Source organism: Kribbella sp. NBC_00889 (assembly GCF_045207705.1).
In the GTDB taxonomy this organism is placed as follows: Bacteria; Actinomycetota; Actinomycetes; order Propionibacteriales; family Kribbellaceae; genus Kribbella.
Genome location: NZ_CP108783.1, coordinates 5,485,368 through 5,505,134, shown reverse-complemented (window position 1 = coordinate 5,505,134; position 19,767 = coordinate 5,485,368). Strand labels below are relative to the sequence as shown.

General features: G+C 66.8%; 20 protein-coding genes. 5 read left to right on the top strand and 15 right to left on the bottom strand.

The features are described from left to right. Window positions 1-38: 38 nt before the first annotated feature. Complete coding sequence (locus OG817_RS26750; RefSeq protein WP_406047368.1) at window positions 39-956, bottom strand: LysR family transcriptional regulator; 918 nt, start codon at window positions 954-956, stop codon at window positions 39-41. Window positions 957-1,051: 95 nt separating this feature from the next. On the opposite strand from OG817_RS26750, the gene OG817_RS26745 reads away from it, so the two are divergent. After that, window positions 1,052-1,810: a class I SAM-dependent methyltransferase gene (locus OG817_RS26745; protein WP_406047367.1), complete on the top strand. Its 759-nt coding sequence runs from the start codon at window positions 1,052-1,054 to the stop codon at window positions 1,808-1,810. 39 nt (window positions 1,811-1,849) lie between these two features. On the opposite strand, the gene OG817_RS26740 is transcribed toward OG817_RS26745, so the two are convergent. The 4 genes from OG817_RS26740 to OG817_RS26725 all read right to left on the bottom strand — a co-directional run bounded on the left by OG817_RS26740 (window position 1,850) and on the right by OG817_RS26725 (window position 3,827). Next, window positions 1,850-2,287 (bottom strand): SRPBCC family protein, encoded by a 438-nt coding sequence (locus OG817_RS26740; RefSeq protein WP_406047366.1) that lies wholly within the window; start codon window positions 2,285-2,287, stop codon window positions 1,850-1,852. A gap of 134 nt (window positions 2,288-2,421) precedes the next feature. Continuing rightward, window positions 2,422-2,892: a nuclear transport factor 2 family protein gene (locus OG817_RS26735; RefSeq protein WP_360440919.1), complete on the bottom strand. Its 471-nt coding sequence runs from the start codon at window positions 2,890-2,892 to the stop codon at window positions 2,422-2,424. 218 nt (window positions 2,893-3,110) lie between these two features. Continuing rightward, window positions 3,111-3,347, bottom strand: coding sequence for a hypothetical protein (locus OG817_RS26730; RefSeq protein ID WP_406047365.1), 237 nt, complete (start codon window positions 3,345-3,347; stop codon window positions 3,111-3,113). A gap of 105 nt (window positions 3,348-3,452) precedes the next feature. After that, window positions 3,453-3,827 (bottom strand): nuclear transport factor 2 family protein, encoded by a 375-nt coding sequence (locus tag OG817_RS26725; protein ID WP_360440922.1) that lies wholly within the window; start codon window positions 3,825-3,827, stop codon window positions 3,453-3,455. Between the two features lie 90 nt (window positions 3,828-3,917). On the opposite strand from OG817_RS26725, the gene OG817_RS26720 reads away from it, so the two are divergent. Then, a complete protein-coding gene (locus OG817_RS26720) occupies window positions 3,918-4,475 on the top strand; it encodes a TetR/AcrR family transcriptional regulator (protein ID WP_406047364.1) in 558 nt (185 codons plus the stop codon). 285 nt (window positions 4,476-4,760) lie between these two features. Here the strand turns inward: OG817_RS26720 and OG817_RS26715 are convergent, their stop codons facing one another. Genes OG817_RS26715 through OG817_RS26690 form a run of 6 tightly spaced genes read right to left on the bottom strand, consistent with a single transcriptional unit; the run spans window position 4,761 to window position 11,387 of the window. Further along, window positions 4,761-5,732, bottom strand: a complete 972-nt coding sequence (locus tag OG817_RS26715) for an N-acetylglucosamine kinase (RefSeq protein WP_406047363.1) — start codon at window positions 5,730-5,732, stop codon at window positions 4,761-4,763. Continuing rightward, entirely contained in the window at window positions 5,729-6,862 is a 1,134-nt protein-coding gene (locus OG817_RS26710; RefSeq protein ID WP_406047362.1) for an SIS domain-containing protein, read from the bottom strand. Before OG817_RS26710 ends, OG817_RS26715 begins: the two co-directional genes overlap by 4 nt. Then, entirely contained in the window at window positions 6,859-8,223 is a 1,365-nt protein-coding gene (locus tag OG817_RS26705; RefSeq protein ID WP_406047361.1) for a hypothetical protein, read from the bottom strand. Before OG817_RS26705 ends, OG817_RS26710 begins: the two co-directional genes overlap by 4 nt. Window positions 8,224-8,263: 40 nt before the next feature. Further along, window positions 8,264-9,097: a carbohydrate ABC transporter permease gene (locus OG817_RS26700; RefSeq protein WP_406047360.1), complete on the bottom strand. Its 834-nt coding sequence runs from the start codon at window positions 9,095-9,097 to the stop codon at window positions 8,264-8,266. Continuing rightward, entirely contained in the window at window positions 9,094-10,050 is a 957-nt protein-coding gene (locus OG817_RS26695; protein WP_406047359.1) for a carbohydrate ABC transporter permease, read from the bottom strand. The genes OG817_RS26700 and OG817_RS26695 overlap by 4 nt, the downstream gene beginning before the upstream one ends. Before the next feature lie 2 nt (window positions 10,051-10,052). Beyond that, window positions 10,053-11,387, bottom strand: a complete 1,335-nt coding sequence (locus OG817_RS26690; RefSeq protein ID WP_406047358.1) for an ABC transporter substrate-binding protein — start codon at window positions 11,385-11,387, stop codon at window positions 10,053-10,055. Between the two features lie 213 nt (window positions 11,388-11,600). Between OG817_RS26690 and OG817_RS26685 the strand changes: the two genes are divergently transcribed. After that, window positions 11,601-12,356 carry a DeoR/GlpR family DNA-binding transcription regulator gene (locus OG817_RS26685; RefSeq protein ID WP_360440946.1) on the top strand — a complete coding sequence of 252 codons (756 nt, stop codon included), beginning with the start codon at window positions 11,601-11,603 and terminating at the stop codon, window positions 12,354-12,356. A 6-nt stretch (window positions 12,357-12,362) separates the two neighbouring features. Here the strand turns inward: OG817_RS26685 and OG817_RS26680 are convergent, their stop codons facing one another. After that, on the bottom strand, window positions 12,363-14,432 hold the full coding sequence (locus OG817_RS26680) for a glycoside hydrolase family 36 protein (RefSeq protein WP_406047356.1): 2,070 nt from the start codon (window positions 14,430-14,432) through the stop codon (window positions 12,363-12,365). A 316-nt stretch (window positions 14,433-14,748) separates the two neighbouring features. On the opposite strand from OG817_RS26680, the gene OG817_RS26675 reads away from it, so the two are divergent. Together OG817_RS26675 and OG817_RS26670 are read left to right on the top strand one after the other, a co-directional pair. Next, window positions 14,749-15,363, top strand: coding sequence for a DUF4386 domain-containing protein (locus tag OG817_RS26675; protein ID WP_406047355.1), 615 nt, complete (start codon window positions 14,749-14,751; stop codon window positions 15,361-15,363). A gap of 74 nt (window positions 15,364-15,437) precedes the next feature. Further along, a complete protein-coding gene (locus OG817_RS26670) occupies window positions 15,438-16,601 on the top strand; it encodes a lipid II:glycine glycyltransferase FemX (RefSeq protein WP_406047354.1) in 1,164 nt (387 codons plus the stop codon). Here OG817_RS26670 and OG817_RS26665 read toward each other — a convergent pair. The 3 genes from OG817_RS26665 to OG817_RS26655 are packed head-to-tail and all read right to left on the bottom strand — an operon-like array spanning window position 16,598 to window position 19,761. Continuing rightward, window positions 16,598-17,413 carry an ABC transporter permease gene (locus tag OG817_RS26665; RefSeq protein ID WP_406047353.1) on the bottom strand — a complete coding sequence of 272 codons (816 nt, stop codon included), beginning with the start codon at window positions 17,411-17,413 and terminating at the stop codon, window positions 16,598-16,600. The two genes, OG817_RS26670 and OG817_RS26665, sit on opposite strands and share 4 nt — an antisense overlap. After that, window positions 17,413-18,825, bottom strand: coding sequence for a hypothetical protein (locus OG817_RS26660; RefSeq protein WP_406047352.1), 1,413 nt, complete (start codon window positions 18,823-18,825; stop codon window positions 17,413-17,415). Before OG817_RS26660 ends, OG817_RS26665 begins: the two co-directional genes overlap by 1 nt. 3 nt (window positions 18,826-18,828) lie before the next feature. Continuing rightward, window positions 18,829-19,761 carry an ABC transporter ATP-binding protein gene (locus OG817_RS26655; RefSeq protein WP_406047351.1) on the bottom strand — a complete coding sequence of 311 codons (933 nt, stop codon included), beginning with the start codon at window positions 19,759-19,761 and terminating at the stop codon, window positions 18,829-18,831. Between the last annotated feature and the right edge of the window lie 6 nt (window positions 19,762-19,767).

Genomic DNA, 19,767 nt, shown 5'->3' with positions numbered 1-19,767 from the left:
GCGATCCCGGCGCCGCCACTCTGGTCGCAGCCTTCCAGCTACCGACCGGCGGTGGCTGATCCGCGGTCGTGGGCTTTCCATTGGGTTGCGACTTCGACTGTGATGTCGATGGCTCGTTCGGTGAGGGGGGATTGGGTGCGGCCGGTTTGCCAGAGGAGGTAGATCTCGCGGGGTGAGGGCGCGGGGTGCAGGTCGTGGATGGAGAGTTCCGGATCGGCGACTTCGGCGCCGGTCAGGACCAGCCAGGGGAGTACGGCGGAGCCCAGTCCGGACCGGACCATCGCCAGTACGGCTTCGTTGCCGACGGCACGGAACACGATCTGCGGCCGGACGTCGTTGCGGGCGAACATCGCCTCGACCTCGCGCTGGTCGCAGGTGGGTGGCCACGCCACCATTGGTGCACGGTCCAGACTGGTGACTCGGACCGGTCCGTCGGGGAACGCGCCGCGTGGGGCCACCAGGACATAGGGATCGTCGAGCAGTTTGAGATGTTCGATCTCGCCGGGGACTCGGCGGTCGTGGAACATCAGGTCCACCGTGCCGACGGGTGGTGGATCCGACTCGTCCTCGATCAGCCGGATGTCGCAGCGGGGGAGCTCCTCGCGCAACCGGCGGATGACGTGCGGCAGGAGCACGTTCGAGACGCTCTGGAAGGTGCCGATGTCGATGCGGCCTTCGCCGGCCTTGAACCGGTCGACCGCGGCGGCCAGGTCGTCGGTCCGCTCCAACAGGTCCCGACCGTGGGACAACACGACTGTGCCGAGCGGCGTGATCCGCACCGGCTTCGGCCCGCCGGGCCGGTCGAACACCGAACCGCCGACGGCCTTCTCCAGCGTCGCGATGTGCTGGCTCACCGTCGATTGCGTGTACCCGAGTCGCACCGCCGCACGCCCGAACGATCCCTCATCCGCGACGGCGGCCATGGTGGCCAGATGCCGCAACTCAACCTCGGCCATGACCTGAAGATACCCGCGTGGATCGGGCTTCGCGATGAAATCGATCGAGAACTATCGCTTTTCACCATGCAGGTAGGCGGCTTAGCGTCGTACGCATGGATCAACCGTTCGACTACGACGCAGAGCTCCGTCGCTATCACGAGCGATTGCAGGCGGCCGCGAAGGTCGGCCCCGACGATCACGTGCTCGACATCGGCTGCGGTACTGGGCTGACGACCCGGGACGCCGCCAGGCGGGCGGCCTCCGCGGTCGGCGTGGACATCTCCGCCCAGATGGTGGCGACCGCTCGCGGGCTGGCCGAACAGGAAGGCCTTCGCAACGTCGCCTTCGAGCAGGCCGATGTCCAGGACCACGCCTTTCCATCGGATCGTTTCTCGTTAGGGATCAGCCGGTTCGGCACGATGTTCTTCACCGACCCCGAGGTCGCGTTCACCAACATCGCCCGCGCACTGCGTCCGGGCTCGCGGCTCGTGCAGCTGGTCTGGCAGGACAGCAAACACCAGGAGTGGTACGCCGTGTTCCGCGGCGCGCAACGCACCGAGCCCGTCACCGGTGGCGCGTTCTCCCTCGCCGACCCGGCGACCGCGCAACGCATCCTGACCGCCGCGGGATTCACCGGCATTCAAGTCACCGACGTACGCGAACCTGTGTACTACGGCAGAGACGCCGAGACCGCCTGCGAAGCCGCGAGCAGTCTCCGGATGACCCAGGACCTCGTTGCGGGCCTGGACCCAACCCAGGCCGAACACGCCCGCCAACGCCTCCTCGCCGACCTCGCCGCCCACCAGACCCCAGACGGCGTCTGGTTCGACTCCCGCGCCTGGATCATCACCGCCCATCGCCGCCGCGATTGAGGCGACAATCTGGTCGCCCTCGCACCGCACCTGTGACGATCACACCTCGAGGAGCTGTTTGAGGCGCCTGAGGTCTTTCTGGTTGGCGCGTCGCATGGCCGCGGACATGAGCGGAGCCGCGACACCCGCGAACCCGGAAGGTTCGCCGCGGTTGCGCAGGCTCATCCGGGTCGCAGCCTCGCCAGCCGCCGTCCACTGGTAGCTGGTCTCCATCGGGAACGGTCCCTGCGCGGTGCGCATCACCAGGCGCTCGTGCGGCACCAGTTCCACCACCTCGTAGGTGTAGGCGAGGCGCCGACCAAGGAAGTGCGCCACAAAGTCCATCCGGGACCCGACCGCCACCGGCGGTGTGGTCCGCCACTCGACGGACTCGATGCTCGTGTACCACTCCGGTGCGTTCGTCGGATCACCGACGTACGCCGCGACCTGCTCGATCGGGCGGTTGATCAGGATCTCCGTGAGTACGTCGACAGCCATGTCGGAATTGTCTCGCGGCGGCTGCGGCGTAATGGGTTGTGATTGCGGTCCAGGCGGCCGGCCACCAGATCGCACACCTGCGGGTCCACACGTCGAACGCGTGATGCGAGCTCTGTAGGTCGCGACGATCGGCGCTAGAGTCCCAGCTCGGTCAGGCCGGGGTGGTCGTCGGGACGAGGTCCGGGAGCGTCCCAGTGGAAGAGCCGGTCGGACTCGTTGATGGACTGGTCGTTGATGCTGGCCCGGCGTACTCGCATCAGCCCGAACTCGTCGAACTCCCAGTTCTCGTTGCCGTGGCTGCGGAACCACTGCCCGTCGGCGTTGTGGCACTCGTACACGAAGCGAACCGCGATCCGGTTGCCGGTATACGCCCAGAGTTCCTTGATCAGGCGGTAGTCGAGCTCGCGCTCCCACTTCTGCGTCAGGAACCCGACCACCTCGTCACGTCCGTTGACGAAGACGTCCCGGTTTCGCCACCTCGTATCGGTCGTGTAGGCGAGCGACACGGCCTCGGGATTGCGCAGATTCCAGGCGTTCTCCGCGGCCCGGACCTTCTGGATCGCGGTCTCCTCGGTGAACGGCGGCAGTGGTGGTCGGGTGTTCATCTGCTCTCCTCGGTCGGGGCCCGTCGAGGACAGTATCCAAGGCCCACCGACGGCACCGTCCCTTGACGGGCGCGGCTGAGGGTGAAATGGGCCTGCGGGATCGGTCATCGCGGCCGCACACGACGCCTCGGCGTACCAGTCCCGAGGTCGAGGGGCGGGTGGTGGAGTTGCGTCGTACGGCGCGGCGTGGCCACGGCTGGTCGCGGATCGCCAGGACATCACAATGGCTCGGCCCAGGACATCTGGCGACTGAAGCGACGTCGTTGCCGCTCATTGTGATGGCCCGCAGATCTCGGCAGCCCGCCTGCGCCGACCGCTACCAACCCGACCATCGCGATCTTCGGAAACAAAAGTCCACCCAGCGACGAACAGTTTCCGATGATCGGCGCGCTGTGCGATGTCGGCCCGGCGGGCGACGCCTCGCCTTTCGACCTTGAGCCTTCGACCTTGAGCACCGAGCAACCATCACAGTGGCGGTTCGATGGTTGATGGGGGCACGAAGTGGGGTGAGCCCGCCGAGTCGAGCTGCGTGGACTCGGCAGGCTGTCGAGGTCGAGGGGTCAGTCCGGAAGTGGGAGCCCACCGGGCGTCTTGGTGTACCCGAGTTGCTCGATGACACGGCCGTCGCTCACCCGCGTCACGTTCACGCCGAGAACGGATTCCGTGTCGGTGGGCCCGAAGCGGTAGCGCCACCGCACTGCCGCCCAGTCTCCGGCCGAGAACACGTGCTGGACTTCGAAAGTGGTCGACTCGTCGTCCATCAGCTCGGCCCAGAACGCCACGCACGCGTCCTTCCCGACAAACGCGGCGCCGTCGGGAGCGGGCTGGGCCGCGACCATCACGCAGTCGTCATGGACGAGGGTGGCGAGTGCGTCCTTGTCGCGCTGCCGAAACGCGGCGTTGAAGCGGTCAACGGTCTCAGCGGTGTCGGTCATCTCGTCCTCCTGGAAAGTAGAACAGTTGGTCTACTTCTGACCGTAGTAGACTGAATGGTCTATCGTCAAGGAGAGGGTCAGGATCGGCAGATGACGCCCAGGACCTCGCCGGGACCCCGGGAACGACTTCTCGCGGCAGGGCAGCAACTCTTCTACTCACAAGGCGCCTCGGTCGGAGTGGATGCGCTGCTCAAGGAGGCGAACGTCGCCCGCAGGTCGCTCTACGAACACTTCGGCGACAAGGACGGCTTGATCGCGGCGGTTCTCCGTCGCGCCGCCGAGGAGGACCTTGCCTGGTACGAGGACGCGTTGGCCGGCGCCACCGAACCGCGAGCCCGGCTGCTCGGGCTCTTCGATCGGCTCGACGAACTCGTCGCGACCCCGGATTTCCGAGGCTGTCGGTACTTCGCGACCGACCTTTCCTTCGCGGACCCCGGTCATCCGGCCCATGCGGAGACCGACGCCTTTCGGCGGAGCCTTCGCGCACTCCTCGTGCGGGAACTCGAGGCCCTGGGTCATGCCCGCCCAGAACGCGCTGCAGAGCAACTACATCTGCTGATCGAGGGGACCCTGGTGGTGGGGGCCACCGAGGACGGTCACCATCCGGGCCGCGCCGCGCGCGACCTCGCCGCCGTCGTTCTCGGCTGACGAGAGATTCACGAGACGGCCGGCCCCGGGAAAACGGGAGCTGTGTGGGGGGCTCAACCGTGCAAACGAGGTCGACCGTCCCTTAGCTCCGATTGTGGACTACATCGTATCGAAAACATACATATTCGAACGTTTGAAGGCTGTTCGCGGCGTGAATTGGAACGGTCCGGGCCCGCTGCGTGGCTGAACGGTCCCAGACCTCGAAGCAACCAGACCCCCGAGAAGCCCGGGCACCTCTGGCCTCCTGGTACCCGATCCGCCCGGGAGGATTCGTCGTACCGGCAGTCAACTGAGCAGGTTCAGCGCGTGCTCGTTCAACGACTCTCCGGCTTGGGCTGCCGCGTAGAGTGCCGCGCCGACCACGGGGGAGCACAGCGGCGTACGCAGGTCGTAGGTCTCGCTCCGCGCGGCCAGTGCGGTCGTGAACGGCTGCAGCACCTCAGGCGCCGTGAGTACGCCGCCTGAATAGGAGACCGGGACCGTCTCCGCCGGGGCGAAGCCCAGGCGCGAGCGCGTGGTGTCCACCAGCCGCACGAGTTCGGCCGCTGCGTCACCAACGATTCGTCCGGCCGCCGCATCACCCAGCTGGGCAGCCTGGACGATCGGTCGGGACAGTGCCGCCACGGCCCGCCGGCTTCCGCGCCAGCGATTGAGCACGATGTCGAGCAGATCGAGATCGGACGTCAGCTCGAGCTCCTCCCGCAGTACGCCGAGCAGTGGTCCGGGCGGCAGCCTGCCGTCACTCATCCGCGAGAACGCGCGTAGACCTTGGACACCGATCCAGTAGCCCGAGCCCTCGTCGCCGAACAGTTCGCCCCAACCACCGACCCGGACCCCGCTGTCGCCGTACCGGCCGTAGGTCATCGACCCGGTCCCACTGATCACGTTGATGCCGTCGGCAAGCCCGAGCGAACCGGCCCAGGCGCAGACCATGTCGTTGCCACAGCTGTAGCGATCGTGTCCGAGAGCGGTCCGCGGGGCTGCGTCGAGCAGCGGTACGTCGCCGCTCACCTCGCCGTACGCCGGCAGTCCGAAGAACGCCGACGTGATTGCGGCCGGCTGGATCCCGGCACTCGCACAGATTCCGGCAACCGCCTCGGTCAGTACGCGCTCCACCAGCGCGACGCCTTCGCCTTCGGCCGAGTCGAGGTAGTAGCAACTCGGCGCGTCGGCGGTGGCCAGGACTTCGCCATCACCGGTCACCAGGCACAGCGCCGTACCCGAACCACCGCCGTCGACGCCCAGGAAGATCGTCACGGCTGCAGTGGGTGGATGGTCACGCCCTGAACGACGCGATTGACCTCGCCGTCGGGGAACGGATTGTCCGGCGTTCGACCGAGCGCCACGGAGAATCGCAACGCGAGCAATTGAGCGATGACCACGAACGGCAGCGCCAGTACCGCGTCGTCCACGTCGGCCACCCCGTCGATCTGCCAACACTCTTCATCATCGGCCTGCGCGCTGACGGCCAGCACGTTCTCGGCTCCGATGGCCGCACGGAGTTCCTCGACGATGTCGTGGTCGTACCGGCGGGTGTAGGCATCGTTGGACAGGTAGACGACAGCAAGGGTCCCGTCCTTGAGGACTGCCTTCGGCCCGTGCCGGAACCCGAGTGGTGTGTCGTAGTAGCTGATCACCTTGCCCGCGGTGAGTTCGAGCAGCTTCAACGCCGATTCCCTGGCCAATCCGCCCAGCGAACCGCTGCCGAGGTAGACGACCCGGTCGTAGGGGCGACCGGTCAACCGAGCCAGCTCGTCCGGGCGGCCGAGAACCTGCTCGGCCGCTGCGGCCAGCCGCTCGGCGAGCCGCGGATCCTGGTCCGGCGCCAACGCGAGCCAGGCGGTCAACAGCATCGAAGTGAAACTCGACGTCATCGCGAAGCCGCGATCGTTGGTAGCCGATGGCATCAACAGGACCAGCGAGGATTTGGAGCCGCTGTGCTCGCGGGCCAGCTGGCCCTGAGGGTTGCAGGTGATGACCAGCTGATGCACAGATGTCAGGCACGTCGTGGCCAACTGGGTGGCCGCGACACTCTCCGGGCTGTCGCCGGAGCGAGCGAACGAGACCAGGAGCGTGGGCACGTCCTCGGCGAACATCTCCCGCGGATTCGAGACGATATCGGTCGTCGCCACCGCATCGACCCGGCGTCGAAGGGTTCGCGCCAGCGCGGGGGCCAGCACCTCCCCGGCGAACGCCGACGTCCCAGCGCCAGTCAGCACGATGCGCAGGTCGGGCAGCGCAAACAGTGGCTCGAGAAACGCGGCGACCTCGTCCGACCTGGCGGCCAGAGTCTCGGCGGCCTCGCGCCAAACCGCCGGCTGCTGAACGACTTCGCGGTAGGTGGTCAGGGAGGCCAGCCCGTCCGCGGTGATCGGTGCCCCGGTCATCTGGCCGGCTCCGTCTCCGCGAATCGATCCAGCAGCGGCCCATGTGCCTTGATCGCGTCGTCCAGGATTCCGGTCGCGACGTCGAGCCGGCCGACGAGCGGATCGAGTGCCAGCGCCTGCAGCGCGAGCGCTCGGTCGCCGGTCAGGGCGGCACGAACGGTGATCTCCTGCTGCTGAGCCCGTGCGGTCAGTACGGCGGCGATCCCGTCCGGCAACGCGCCCACACCAAGCCCGGTGATCCCCGCGGCACCGACCACGGCCGGCACCTCGACGACGGCGGTCGGCGGCAGGTTGGGGATCTTGCCCTCGTTCGGAAGATTCACCGCCAGCTCGACGTGCTCGTTGCCGCTGACAATGGCTTCGGCGATCGCCACCAGCCGCTCGGCCTCCTGGTTGTCGGTCCGCCGCAAGGGCGCCTTCCCGTCGGCTTGGGCATGCAAGAGCTCCCAGAGGTCGTCCTTCTCGCCGATGTACTCCATCGTCGCGTCCCGGCCACCCTGCAATCCCCAAGGCAGCCGAGCCTCGTCGGCCGGGCGACCGTCCTCGGCCCGCAGGTACCAACCGAAGAACTCGGAGACGTGCCGATCACCTGGTGCCGGATAGAGCCCGAACGTCCGCAGCAGATCCGCCGAGACCGGCAGATGGACACCTTCCTCCCGAGTGGAGGGCGCGTCCACGCCGCCGGCGCGCTCCGCCACGCGCCGGCGCAGCAGCGGATACAGATCCTCGGTGCCCCTGCGTACGTCGAGCAGCCAGCACAGATGGTTGAGCCCCGCGAAGACGGCGTTCACCTCGTCACGCGGGATGTCGAGATCGGCGGCCAGCTTGGACAGCGTGTGCATGGTCCCGTGGCACAGGCCGACGGCCTTGACGCCGGTCTGGAGGGTGACTGCCCGGACGTTGGCGGTCAGCGGATTCGAGTAGTTGATCAGCTGGGCCTCGGGCGCCAGGTCTGCAACGTCGGTTGCTATGGCCACCAATTCGGGCACGTGCCGGAGCGCCCGCAGTACGCCGCCCGGCCCGACGCTGTCACCCACGGTCTGAGCGATGCCGTAGCGGGCCGGCACCTCGATGTCGGCGCGCCAGCCGGCGGCGGCTCCGACCGCGATCGTCGTGGTGACGAATCGCGCGCCCGGCAAGGCTTCCCGGCGATCGACGTGTGGGACGAACTCGAGCTCGGCGCCCCGTTCGGCGGCGATCCGGCGACCCACTCTGGCCATGGTCTCGGCGGCTTCGCCGTTCAGGTCGACCAGGTGGACCGTCCAGCCGTCGAACGTCCGGGACGAGGCGAGATCGGTCATCAGGCCAGGGGTGAACACGGTGCTGCCCGCGCCGATCAGGACGAAGGACTTCTCGGTCAAGGACTTCTCCTTCAGAAACGTGGATCGATCACGCCGGATGTCACTTGGTGCTCCCGGCCAGCAGGCCGTTGACGATGTAGCGGTTGAAGGCCAGCGCCAGTAGTGCGGGGACGATGATCGCCAGTACGCCGGCCGCGTTCAGCAGCGTCGACGGCACCACGTGCCGGCCCTGGAGAGAAGCGATGACGACGGTGAGCGGCTGTGTGGACAGATCACTCGACAGCACCAGTGGGAAGAGGAACTGCCCCCAGGCGAACAGGAAGGTGATCAGAGCGGTGGAGATGATGCCCGGTCGCGCCAGCGGCAGCAACAGGTGCCACAGCACTTGGAGCCGACGGGCACCGTCGACCAGCCCGGCCTCCTCGATCCCGACCGGCAGACTGGCGAAGTAGTTGTGCAGGATCCAGGTCGCCAGCGGCAGGAAGCCGGAGACGTAGACCAGCACGATGCCGGTGTAGGTGTTCACGAGCCCGAACGTGCTCATGATCCGGTACAGCGGGATCAACGTCGTGTACGCCGGGAACGCCATCGTCGCCAGAACCGCGTAGAACAAGACGTTCCGGCCGCGGAACCGCATCCGCGCGAACGCGTACCCGGCGAGCGTCGCGAGCAGCACGGTCACGATGGTTGCCGCACCGCACTCGACGACGATGTTCACCGCGGACCGCCGGATCTGCGCCGGGACGTCGCTGTCACCGGTCAGCAGCGTCGCATAGTTGTCCAGAGTGGCGGTCGTCGGCAGGTAGTGCGCGGGCTTGGCCCGTGCGTCTGCCTCGGTCTGCAGGCTGGTCTTGATCGCCCAGTAGATCGGCACCAGGGACCAGATCAGAATCGCCGCGACCCCGAGACCGCGGGCGCCGGTCCGTCGTTTCACAGCTCGACCCTCCGGTAGACAAGGCGGACCACGACCAGCGAGATCAGCAGCGTGACGATGGTGATGAGCAGGGACAACGCGTACCCCTGACCGAAGTCGAGATCCTGGAAGCTGATGAAGTACGTCTGCATGGTGACCGAGGCCCCGGTGTTCGCCGCACCGTTCAGGACGTACGGCTGATCGAAGACGTTGAGCGTGGCAATCACCGCCTGCACCATGGTGACCGCGATGCCCGGCCGGGCCAGTGGCAGCGTGATCCGCCGGAACGCCGACCACGACGTACAGCCGTCGATCTGGGCCGCCTCGTACAGCTCGCCCGGGATGAGTTGCAGGACGGCCAGGATCAGCAGGACCGAGAGTGGCGCGATCTGCCAGACCTGGACCAGCTCGATCAGGGCGATCGTGAGCAACCGGTTCTGACCGAGCAGTACGGCGTTGCCGTCGCTGAGATGCAGTGACGACAGCACGCTGTTGATCAAACCCGCGTTGGGATCGAAGATCCCGGTCCACAGGATGCCCTCGACCACGCCGGGCATGGCCCACGGCAGGATCAGGATGGCGATCACCAGACTGCGGCCACGGAATGGCTTCTGCAGGACGACAGCGGCGCCGATGCCGATCAGGGTGGACAGGGTCACCCCGATCACGACGTACAGCGCGGTGTTGCCGATGCTGCCGATGACGGCAGGGGCGTGCCAGAGCCGGGTGAAGTTGCCGAATCCGTCGAACCGCGTGGGTGGATCGAGTGCGTCGACCTTGAAGAACGACTGCACCACAGTGAACACGGCCGGCACGAGGGCCAGGCAGGCGATGAAGATCATCACCGGCGCGACCAGCAGGTACGGCAGCAGGTCGATCCGGGAACGGCGTACCGGTGCGACGCTGGTCGGGCCGGCCGGGGGACGCGGTGCTGTCCCCTCGGCCGCCAGCGGTTCGGTGGTCGAAGAGCTCACCGTCACGACCCGGATGCCAACTGGTTCGCCGTGTCACCGATCGTCTTCATCGCCTGCTCGACCGACATCGAGCCGGTCGCGGCGGCGTGCAGGTTGGTGTAGACCGCGTTCGAGAACTTCGGGTACCACGAGGGTGCGCCACCCTCGAAGACCGGCTTGGAGCCCTTCAGCATCGGCTCGAGATCCTTACCGCCGACCAGATTGCCCTTGGCAACCATCTGCTGGACCGCGGACAGGTGCGACGGGATCGGGTACGTCGCGAAGGTCTTCTCCGGACCGTTCACCCCGGCGAAGTCGGCCTGCTGCTCGGTGGCCGTGAACCACTCGATGAACTTGGCCGCGGCGTTCGGGTACTTGGCCTCCTTGGGGATGCCGACACCGTCCGGGTTGCTGAGGTTCGCCGCGGGACCCGAGGCGCCCGGGGTCGGCAGGTACTTCACCTTGCCGACGACCGACGAGGACGCCTTGATGTTGTACAGCGTGCCGACGTTGCCGGAGTAGTCGGAGAAGGTGCTGGCCACCTGCCCCTTGGCCATCAGGTTCTGCTGTCCCTGCGAGTCGGTGACGTTGATGTTGCCGGGCGGGACGAGACCGGTCTTCAGCGCGTCCACCATCCACTGGGCCGCCTTGTAGCCGGGCGAGTCGGGGCTGGTCAACTGCGGCTTGCCGTCCTTGTCGAGCACCGTCCCACCGAAGGCACCGGTGGTCTCGTACCAGTACGTCGACAACCCCTCGGCGGCCGCGAACGGGATGTTCAGCGGATGCTCGGCGACACCCTTGGCCTTGATCGTCTTGAGCGCGTCGGTGTACTCGTCCATCGTCTTCGGTGCAGGATTCGCGCCGGCTTTCTGGAACAGCTCCGTGTTCACCGTCGTCACCATGAACGAGGCGTCGTACGGGACGCCGACCACGTGACCGTCGACGGTGAACGACGCGAGCTGCGGTACGTCGGCCTCCATCGCCTTGGTGTCGACGTAGGTGTCCATCGGGTAGAACCACTTCAGCTTGCCGAGCTGACCGACCCGGGACCAGTCCACATTGGTGGCGTCGGCGAAGTAGGTCTTCGCGGTGGCGGCGGCGGAGATCTTGCTCTGCAGGCTGTCCCAGTCGATGTTCACCCAGTTGACCGTGATGCCGGTGTCCTTGGTGAACGCGGCCAGCGCGGCCTTCGGTGGTGGGTCCGAGGCGAGCGCGACGGTGATCGTCACTCCGGTGGTCTGGGTCGAACCGCCGCTGCTCTGCTTGTCCCCTGACCCCGATCCGCCGCAGCCCGCAAGCACGAGGGCGAGGCTCGTGATGCCTGCCGTCAGTGCTGCGTTCCACCGCGCTGTACCCATCCGACGTCTGGTCCTCAGCATGCTTTCTCCGTTGTTCTCGGCCTGGCCGAAGCGGCCGGCGTACGAGTGAGAGACGCTGCGCAATCGCGCATTCGGTCGCGCGAATTTGATGCGAACGTAGCTGAATAGAAAACAACCGGTCAAGGCATTCGATTACATGCGCAGAATAATGCGCAAATGCTCAAAAGATGTGCATCTTGTACAGTGCCCGTTGTGCGGAAGTCAGAGCGGTTGAGTGCGATCCTCGATCAGGTCGGCGAGCACGGCAGCGTCGACGTCGCCGCGCTGGCCAGGGCGCTCGGCGTCTCGGGCGCGACCATCCGCCGGGACCTGCAGACGCTGAGCCGCGACCAGTTGCTGGTGCGGACGCACGGCGGGGCGATGTCCAACGAGTCCGGCGACGAAGTACCGACCCGGGTCAAGGCGGCGCTGCGGCAGGCGGAGAAGCGAGCCATCGGCAGAGCCGCTGCCTCATTCGTGGAGGAGGGTGCTGTTGTCGGCATGACCGGCGGCACCACCGCCCTCGAGCTGTCCCGCGCCCTGGCGCAACGGCGCGGAATCACCGTGGTGACGAACGCGATCAACATCGCCTCCGAGCTCGTCGGTCACGCGGGCGTCCGGCTCGTGCTGATCGGTGGGATCGCGCGCTCGTCCTACGAGCTGGTCGGCCCGGCCGCCGAGGCGATGCTCGCGAACTACCACCTCGACATCGCGTTCATCGGCGTGGACGGCCTCACGCCGGAGGAGGGCTGTACGACGTACGACGAGATGGAAGCGCAGACCGACCTCGCGTTCCTGCGGCGGGCCTACCGCAGTGTTGTGATCGCGGACAGCTCCAAGCTCGGTCGCGTCACCTTCGCCCGGATCAGCATGCTGTCCGGCGTCAACGATGTCGTCACCGATCGCGGCGCTCAGCCCGGCCAGCTCGAAGCTCTGCAACGAGCCGGCGTACAGGTGACCGCGGTCTGACCTGGATCAGTGGCGCTCGGCAACGACGAGCTGGAACTTCTCGAACGTCAGCCTGACGGTGTTGTGCCGTGAGTCGACGGTGCCCAGAGACGTTCCGTTGAAGGGATCGGTCACTGTGTACTCGCCCTTGCCCAGCCCTCGCAGCTCCACGTCTCCATCCCATTGGTCGGCGTAGAAGGCGTAGTGCAGCGTGGAGTTCTTGGCGATGACGTGCGTCTCCGGCAGGTCGAACCCGACGTCGTACAGCTCACCACGGTACTCGCCGGTGGGCAGCATGTTCTTCTCGTACAGGTCGACCCACTTGCGCCAGAGCGCCTCCTTCTCCGGGGTCAGCACCTTCTCCCGCCCAGGCTTCGTCCCCGGCGGGTCGCTCGGGTACGTGAACTTCGTCGACAGGACTGCGCCGACGCCGTAGCTGGAGGCGAAGTCGTTGCCTCCGTCACTGAGTTCGACGTGGTCACCGGCGTAGCTGCTGCCCTGCCCCATCAGCGCCTTCATCGACTTGCCCTTGGTCCGGACCTGGTACGACGACGTCGGGTCCGAGCCCGGGTACTGGTCGACGTACGGCAGGTTGTGGAAGGCGAACGCCGTACCGCACGGGCAGAGTTCGACGACCGCGTTGCGATTCTCGGCGTGGGCGGCGTCGTGGATCGCCTTCCAGAACTCCGCCAGTCCCTCGGTCGACTCCTCCGGCCGGGCGTGGCCGTGAGCGGGGTTGTAGCAGGGCGTGACGCCGTTCAGATGCTGCCCGTCGATCTTGAGTCCTTCGTAACCCCAGTCACCAATGAACTTCCGCGCCTGCCCGGCGAAGTAGTCGACCACCGGCTGGTACGCCGGACACAGGGTCCAGGCGTCCCACCAGGTCACCTGTTGTTTGTTGCCGTCGCGGTCGAGCAGCAGCATCTCGGGGTGTTCCTTGAACAGGTTGCTCTCGGGATCCGCAGCCAGCGGCGCCCACCACAGCCGGGGCAGCAGGCCGGCGTCACGGATGTCCCGGGTGAACGCCCGCATGTCCGCGTCGCCGCCGGGGAACTTCGCCAGGTTGATATCCCAGTCGCCCTCGTTGGTCTGCCAACCGTCGTCCAGCCCGGCCCATTTGAACCCGACGTCGCGGACCTTCGGCAACGTCCCGAGCACCTGCTCGACCGTGAAGTTGCGCTCATATCCCCAGGCACACCAGACCGGAGCGTACGCCGACTTTGCGACCTTCGGCGCCCGCAGACCGAGGTCGCCCATGTAGTCGCGGTACCGCTGCAGCGGAACGAAGTGATCGCTGGGATGGACCGTCACGAAGGTGGTGTCGGTGGTCAGCCGTTGTCCGGGCTTCAGGGTGCGCGGGGTGTCGCCCTCGATGGCGACGCTCGCTCCGTGCTCGGACTTGCGGACGGGCATCCGCAGAATCCGGGCCTCCGGCTCGACGTGCCCTACCGAGAGGCCGCCGGTGCGACGCCAGATTGTCGCCATCGGGGTTCCGCCGCCGTAGTCGGAGGCATCCATGCCAAGGGAGTTCTGCTGGGAGAAGTCGTCGGTCACCGGTTGCACCCAGTCGCGCCGGTCCTCGTGAGTCGAGCCGGAGAAGGTGTAGAAGCCGCCTGGCGATTGCAGAAGTTCGTGGGCTCCGTTCCGCCAGCCGGTGATGTCGAACGACGTGCCGGACAGGTTCGTGTAGGTCACCTGCATCACGGCCATACCGCTCAATCGCTGATAGCAGGTCAGCTCGACGGTCTTCCGTACGCCTTCCTTGGAGTCACCCTCGATGGTCACCTGCACACCTGCGCCATGGCGGGAATGCCACGTCTTTCGCGTCCGGTGTTCGCGGTAGGCGAAGGTGTCGATGGCTGTTTCGCCGAGGAGCAACGCCTCGCCGGCGTCGAACTGCGTCAGCTGCGAGCCGTTCAGTGCGACTCTGCTGTGCAACTGGTCATCGAACTCAACAGTGATAGAAGTGTCGCCGACGCCCACGATCCTGGGGTCGCGCTTCGCCTCTGCCGCAGCAGCAGTCGCCGCCGGGAGCGCGGCCAGACCTGCGCCTCCCAATGCGATTTTCAGCACGGTTCGCCGCTTCATATCGGTCATGCCAAAACCCCTCAGGAGTGAAAGCCGACGCAGCGCAAATATGCGCGATGAGGTCTGAAACGTAATCTGGCGAACACATTCCGTCAAGGCAACAATCTATTTGCGCACAATAATGATCAAAACGCGCAAATCGGCGTCGCATGATTGGTCAGCCGTGGATCCGGTAGTCGAGGTGGACAACCGATCTGTGGAGGCGCACTGTGAGAGGCGACGTCTGCCCGGGGGAGGGTCTGGGGAGCGGACGTCATATCCGGGGGAGACCCGTAATCGGGGGCGATATCGCATCTCCTTGCTCATGCTCGATCGAGGGAGAGTCATGTCAAGAAGGGGAATCGCGGTCGCCGTCGGCATTTTGTTCCTGGTCCAGATGGTCACCGCCATGGTCGGTACGTCGTTGATCGACGCGTTCGAGAACGGCGACACCGACCGCGCGCCACTGACGGTCGGCGTCGTACTGATGATGTGTTCCGGGATCGCCGTCGTGGGGATCGGCCTGCTGATGTACCAGGTTCTGAAGGACGTCAATCAGAGGCTTGCGATCTGGTACCCGGTGATGAGAGTCATCGAGTTCACCGTCTCTGCTGTGTGCGGGATCTATCTGTTGACACAGCTGGAGGTTGTTCCCAATCACCTGCTCTGGGTGTACATCCCAACGGGTATCGGCGGTCTGATCCTTACCTACCTGCTGTTCGTCTCCAGGATCGTCCCTCGGGCGATCGCGGTGCTCGGGATCGTCGGCTACTCCTGTCTCCTGCTCGGAGTACCCCTCGACCTTCTCGGTGTTCTCGACATGAACGACGGAGCAGGGCTTGTGCTCCTGATTCCGGGCGGGTTGTTCGAGTTCGTGGCCATGCCGATCTGGCTGATCGCCAAGGGATTCAGGTCACCGACGCCTGCAGGTGAGGTCGGGTCACCGGCGTTGGCGGTGTGACCTTTCGCGGCTGTCGAGGCGTCTTACAGGGTGACGCGACGACATGACAGCCGATTGCGGGCGGGGTGAGACGTGTGCGCACCGATGTTGCGATTCGTCAGGACCAACTGACGGTCGGTGAGATCGAGCCGCTGCACTATCAAGCGGTGGCCGGTCTCCACGACGACAGAAGCTTTCTGCAGATCCCGTCCTGGGCTCAGGTGAAGACCGGTTGGGCATCCGAGCTACTGGCTTGGCGGGACGGCGACGGACGGGTCGTCGGTACGACGCTGGTGCTGTTTCGCCAGGTGCCGGGCCTGTCCCGCTGGTATGCGTACCTGCCTGAGGGCCCGGATATCGATTGGGCGGATCCCTGGCTGGAACGGTGGCTCGATCCCCTGCTCGACTATCTCGAGCGACGGGAGGCTTTCGCGGTCAGGTTGGGGCCGCCGAAGGCCTTGCGGCGTTGGCAGGCGGCCACCTTGAGGTCGGCGGTCGCACCTGGCCGCCGGGTCGACCATGTCCTGCCTGATGTGGTGGAGCCGGTCGGGTCGGCGATCGCCGATCGCCTGAGAACCCTGGGATGGCGCCGATGCGGCGAGCAGGAGTCGGCCGGCGATGCACAGCCCCGGTATCTGTTCCAGGTCCCGATCGCGGATCGCGATCTCGTGGCCGGCTTCAGCAAGGAGTGGCAGCGCAACATCCGCAAGGCGATGAGGTCGGGCGTCGACGTACGACTCGGGGCCGAGCGCGACCTGCCCACGTTCTATGAGCTCTTGAGCACCACGGAACGACGCAACGGGTTCCGTTCGGGCCGGTCGTTGGCGTACTACCAACGCCAGTACCGGGTGATGAACGGCGAGGTGCCAGGTCAGATGCGGTTGTATCTGTCGACCTGGCGGGACGAAGTACTTGCCGCCCACACCATGAACGTCGTCGGCAGGCGCGTCTGGTACCAGGCCGGCGGATCGGCCGATCACCGCCGCGACGTCAGGCCGAGCCACATCCTGCAGTGGAAAATGATGACCGACGCCCAGAAGCTCGGCGCCGAGCGGTACGACATGCGCGGTGTGTCGGCTTCACTGGATCCGGATGACGCCGCGTACGGGCTGCTGCGGTGGAAGTTGGGCACCGGCGGAGAGGTGGTCGAGACAGTTGGCGAATGGGAGCGGCCGCTTCCTGGACCGATCAACCGCACACTGCACCGGGCGATGATCCACTTCCGTCATCGCCGCCGCTCGGGGATGGTCCGGGGCTAGGCGTCGCGGAGGCGGAAGAGCACCAGGGCGGTGGCGAGCGCGCCGACGGCGTACAACGCGAGGACACCGAGACCTGCCCAGGGAGCGATCGATTGGGCGTCCAGCCGCAGCGTGGCCTGGATCGACAGGCCCGCGGTCATCGGTGACGCCTTCTCGATCCATTCCTTCCAGCGGGGGTCGGTGACGGCGATCGACATGATCGGCGCGACGTAGAGCAGGACGAAGAGGATCGACACCGTGCCGCCGGTATGGCGGACGACGAAGGCGACGCCGAGGCTGAGCAGCGCGACAAGGCCGAGATACAGCACGGTTCCGCCGTACGCGCGCAGGGTCGGCCCATCTCCGAGCGAGAGGGGCCGGTAGCCCGCGGTCGTGGTGAACCCGTTGCCGGCCAGGAATTCGCGGCCGGCCAGCAGCGATATCAGCACACTGATCGTGGCGGCCCCGACGACCGCGGAGGTGACGACCACCGCCTTCGCGGCGAGGACGACGAACCGGCGCGGGCAGGACGCAAGCGTGGTCCGGATCATCGCAGTCTCGTACTCGGTGGTGACCGCGAGCGCTGCCATCGCGATCACGGCCGCCTGTCCGAGGTAGACCCCGGACAGGCTCAGCTTGGTGAGATCGAAGTCGCAACCGGGGTCGGAGCGCGCGCAGTCCGGCGGTGTGAGGTCCCAGGTCACCAAGGCCCCGATGGCTGCCGTCGACAACACCATCGCGGCAAGCGTCCAGCCGGTGGCCGGCATCGTGCGCAGCTTCGTCCACTCTGCCCGCAGCGCCCGTCCGGCAAGCAACCCCCGTCCGGCGGCCATCAGGCGTCCCGGCGGCCGAGTTGCCAGCGGGCCAGGCCGAGTGCAATGACGGCGTACCCGCAGAGCACGCCCAGCCCCGCCCATGGACCGATCACCTGGCCCGAGTCGAGCGTCTGCTGCACGGCCAGCCCGGCGATCGGGGTCAGCCGGGTGGCCCAGATGTCGGCATCGGGAGAGATCACCGGTACGACGAGTTGCGGCACCACCACGAGTGCGACGACGAACACGATCGCGCCCACAGTACGTCGCCGGAGTACGGCGATGCCGAGGCTGAAGAGCGCGATCAGGGCGAGGAAGACGGCGGTTCCGACGACCGCACGCAGACTCTCGCCGTCCAGCAGCGACACATGCGGGTACGCCGGTGGGTTGTAGCCACCCGAGTGCAGCCCAGGTTGCGCGATCAGGAACGACGCGACACTGGCGATCAGCCCGGCCACGAACACCGTGCCGCCGAGCACGACGGCCTTCGCAGCGAGAACCTGGCCGCGCCGGGGTCCGGCGATGAACGTGGTGCGGATCAGCCCGGTCCGGTACTCCGCTGTCATGAACAGCACGCCGAGGGCGATCACCGCTATCACTCCGACGCGTACGCCGAAGAGGCTGAGCAGCACCACATCGTCGTCGCCCGGCGAATGCCAGCTCGCGATGCCGTACCCGGAGATGTCGCCGGACCCGGTGACGTTGAACGTGTCGCCGGACCGGCTCAGGTCACCGATCGGAACTCCACCGGTCTCCTTCGACGGCAACGTCGAGATGTTCTGACCGATCCAGTCCCGGCCCCCTGCCAGTGCACCTGTCACCCTGACATCGTCGAAGATCGCCGCGCCCACGGTGTTCCTGATCCCGATCGACATTCCGCCGCCCGTTCGGGTGGACACGTACAACGGCGGTGACGCGACGAACAGGCCGATCTCGACGTCGCGCGGCAGCGCCACGGTCAGCGTCCCGACCTCCTGCCAGTCTTGGCCGTTGGCAGATGCGTACCCGGTGATCGAACTGCCGACCCGGGTCAGCTTGAGCCACTGCGGCGCCTGGTCGGGCGGTCCGGCCAGATCTGTGTCGAACATCGCCTGCATCCGCACGCCGTGGTCAGGTGTGACAAGCACAGCGGCGTACGGCGATCCCGGTGTGATCCCAGCCTTCACCAGGAGGCCGGCCTTGGCCCATTCGTGGCTGCTCTGCTGGCTGACGACCCTGGCGACCACCGATCCGTCGCCGGCCAAGGGCTTGTGCACGAAGTAGGCCTGGTCGGAGTACCGCGGCTGCTCGTTGGCGTCGGTCGAGCCGGCCGACGTGCCCAGGAGTTCCAGCAGCACGGTGACTGCGACCGCCGCGAGCAGGCACAGCGCGGTGCTGCGCACAGAGCGGAACTTCGTCCACTCTCCGCGCAGCACGCGCAGGAAGCTTGTCATCGTTCACGCCTCCTGTGGCCGGCCGTGCGCGGCGAACTCGACCACGTCGCGGGTCAGGTCCATGTAGGCCTCTTCCAGCGACGCCCGATGTGCGGCGACCTCGGTGAACGTCAGCCCGTGCTGGTTCAGTAGCTTGATGACGTGCTCTGACGTCAGCCCGGTCACGGTCACTCGATCGTGGTCGGTCGCGGCGACCGTGGCGCCGGCCGTCGCCAGCACCGTCATCGCCTGGGTCCGGTGCGAAGTGCGGAGTACGACTCTGTCCGCCGATGCGGCGGAGACCAGCTCCGCCACGGTGGTATCTGCGATCAGTCGGCCGCGGCCGATCACGATCAGATGGTCCGCGCTGTCTTCGAGCTCACCCATCAGGTGGCTGGACACCAGCACCGCCCGGCCCTCGGCCGCCAGCGACCGCAGCAGACCGCGGATCCAGACGATGCCCTCGGGGTCCAGCCCGTTCACGGGCTCGTCGAACAACAGCACCGGCGGATCCCCGAGCAGTGCCCCGCCGATCCCGAGCCGCTGCCGCATGCCCAGCGAGAACCCGCCGGCTCGGCGCCGTGCCGCTTGCGTGAGGCCCACCTGCTCGAGGACCTCGTCGACGCGCCGCGCCGGCAGGCCGTTGTACTGCGCCATCCAGAGCAGGTGATCGCGTGCCCTCCGGCCCGGATGGATCGCAGCCGCGTCGAGCAGCGCGCCGACCTCGCGCAGCGGCGATGCGAGATCCCGGTAGCGGCGACCGCCGACCAGTGCGTCGCCGTCGTCCGGCGCGTCGAGCCCGAGAATCACCCGCATCGTGGTCGACTTTCCGGCTCCGTTCGGTCCGACGAACCCGGTCACCTGCCCGGGCCGGACAGTGAGCGACAGACCGTCCACGGCGACGGTGGCGCCGTACGTCTTGGACAGCTCGCGAACCTCGATCGTGGTGGACTCCATGCCTGC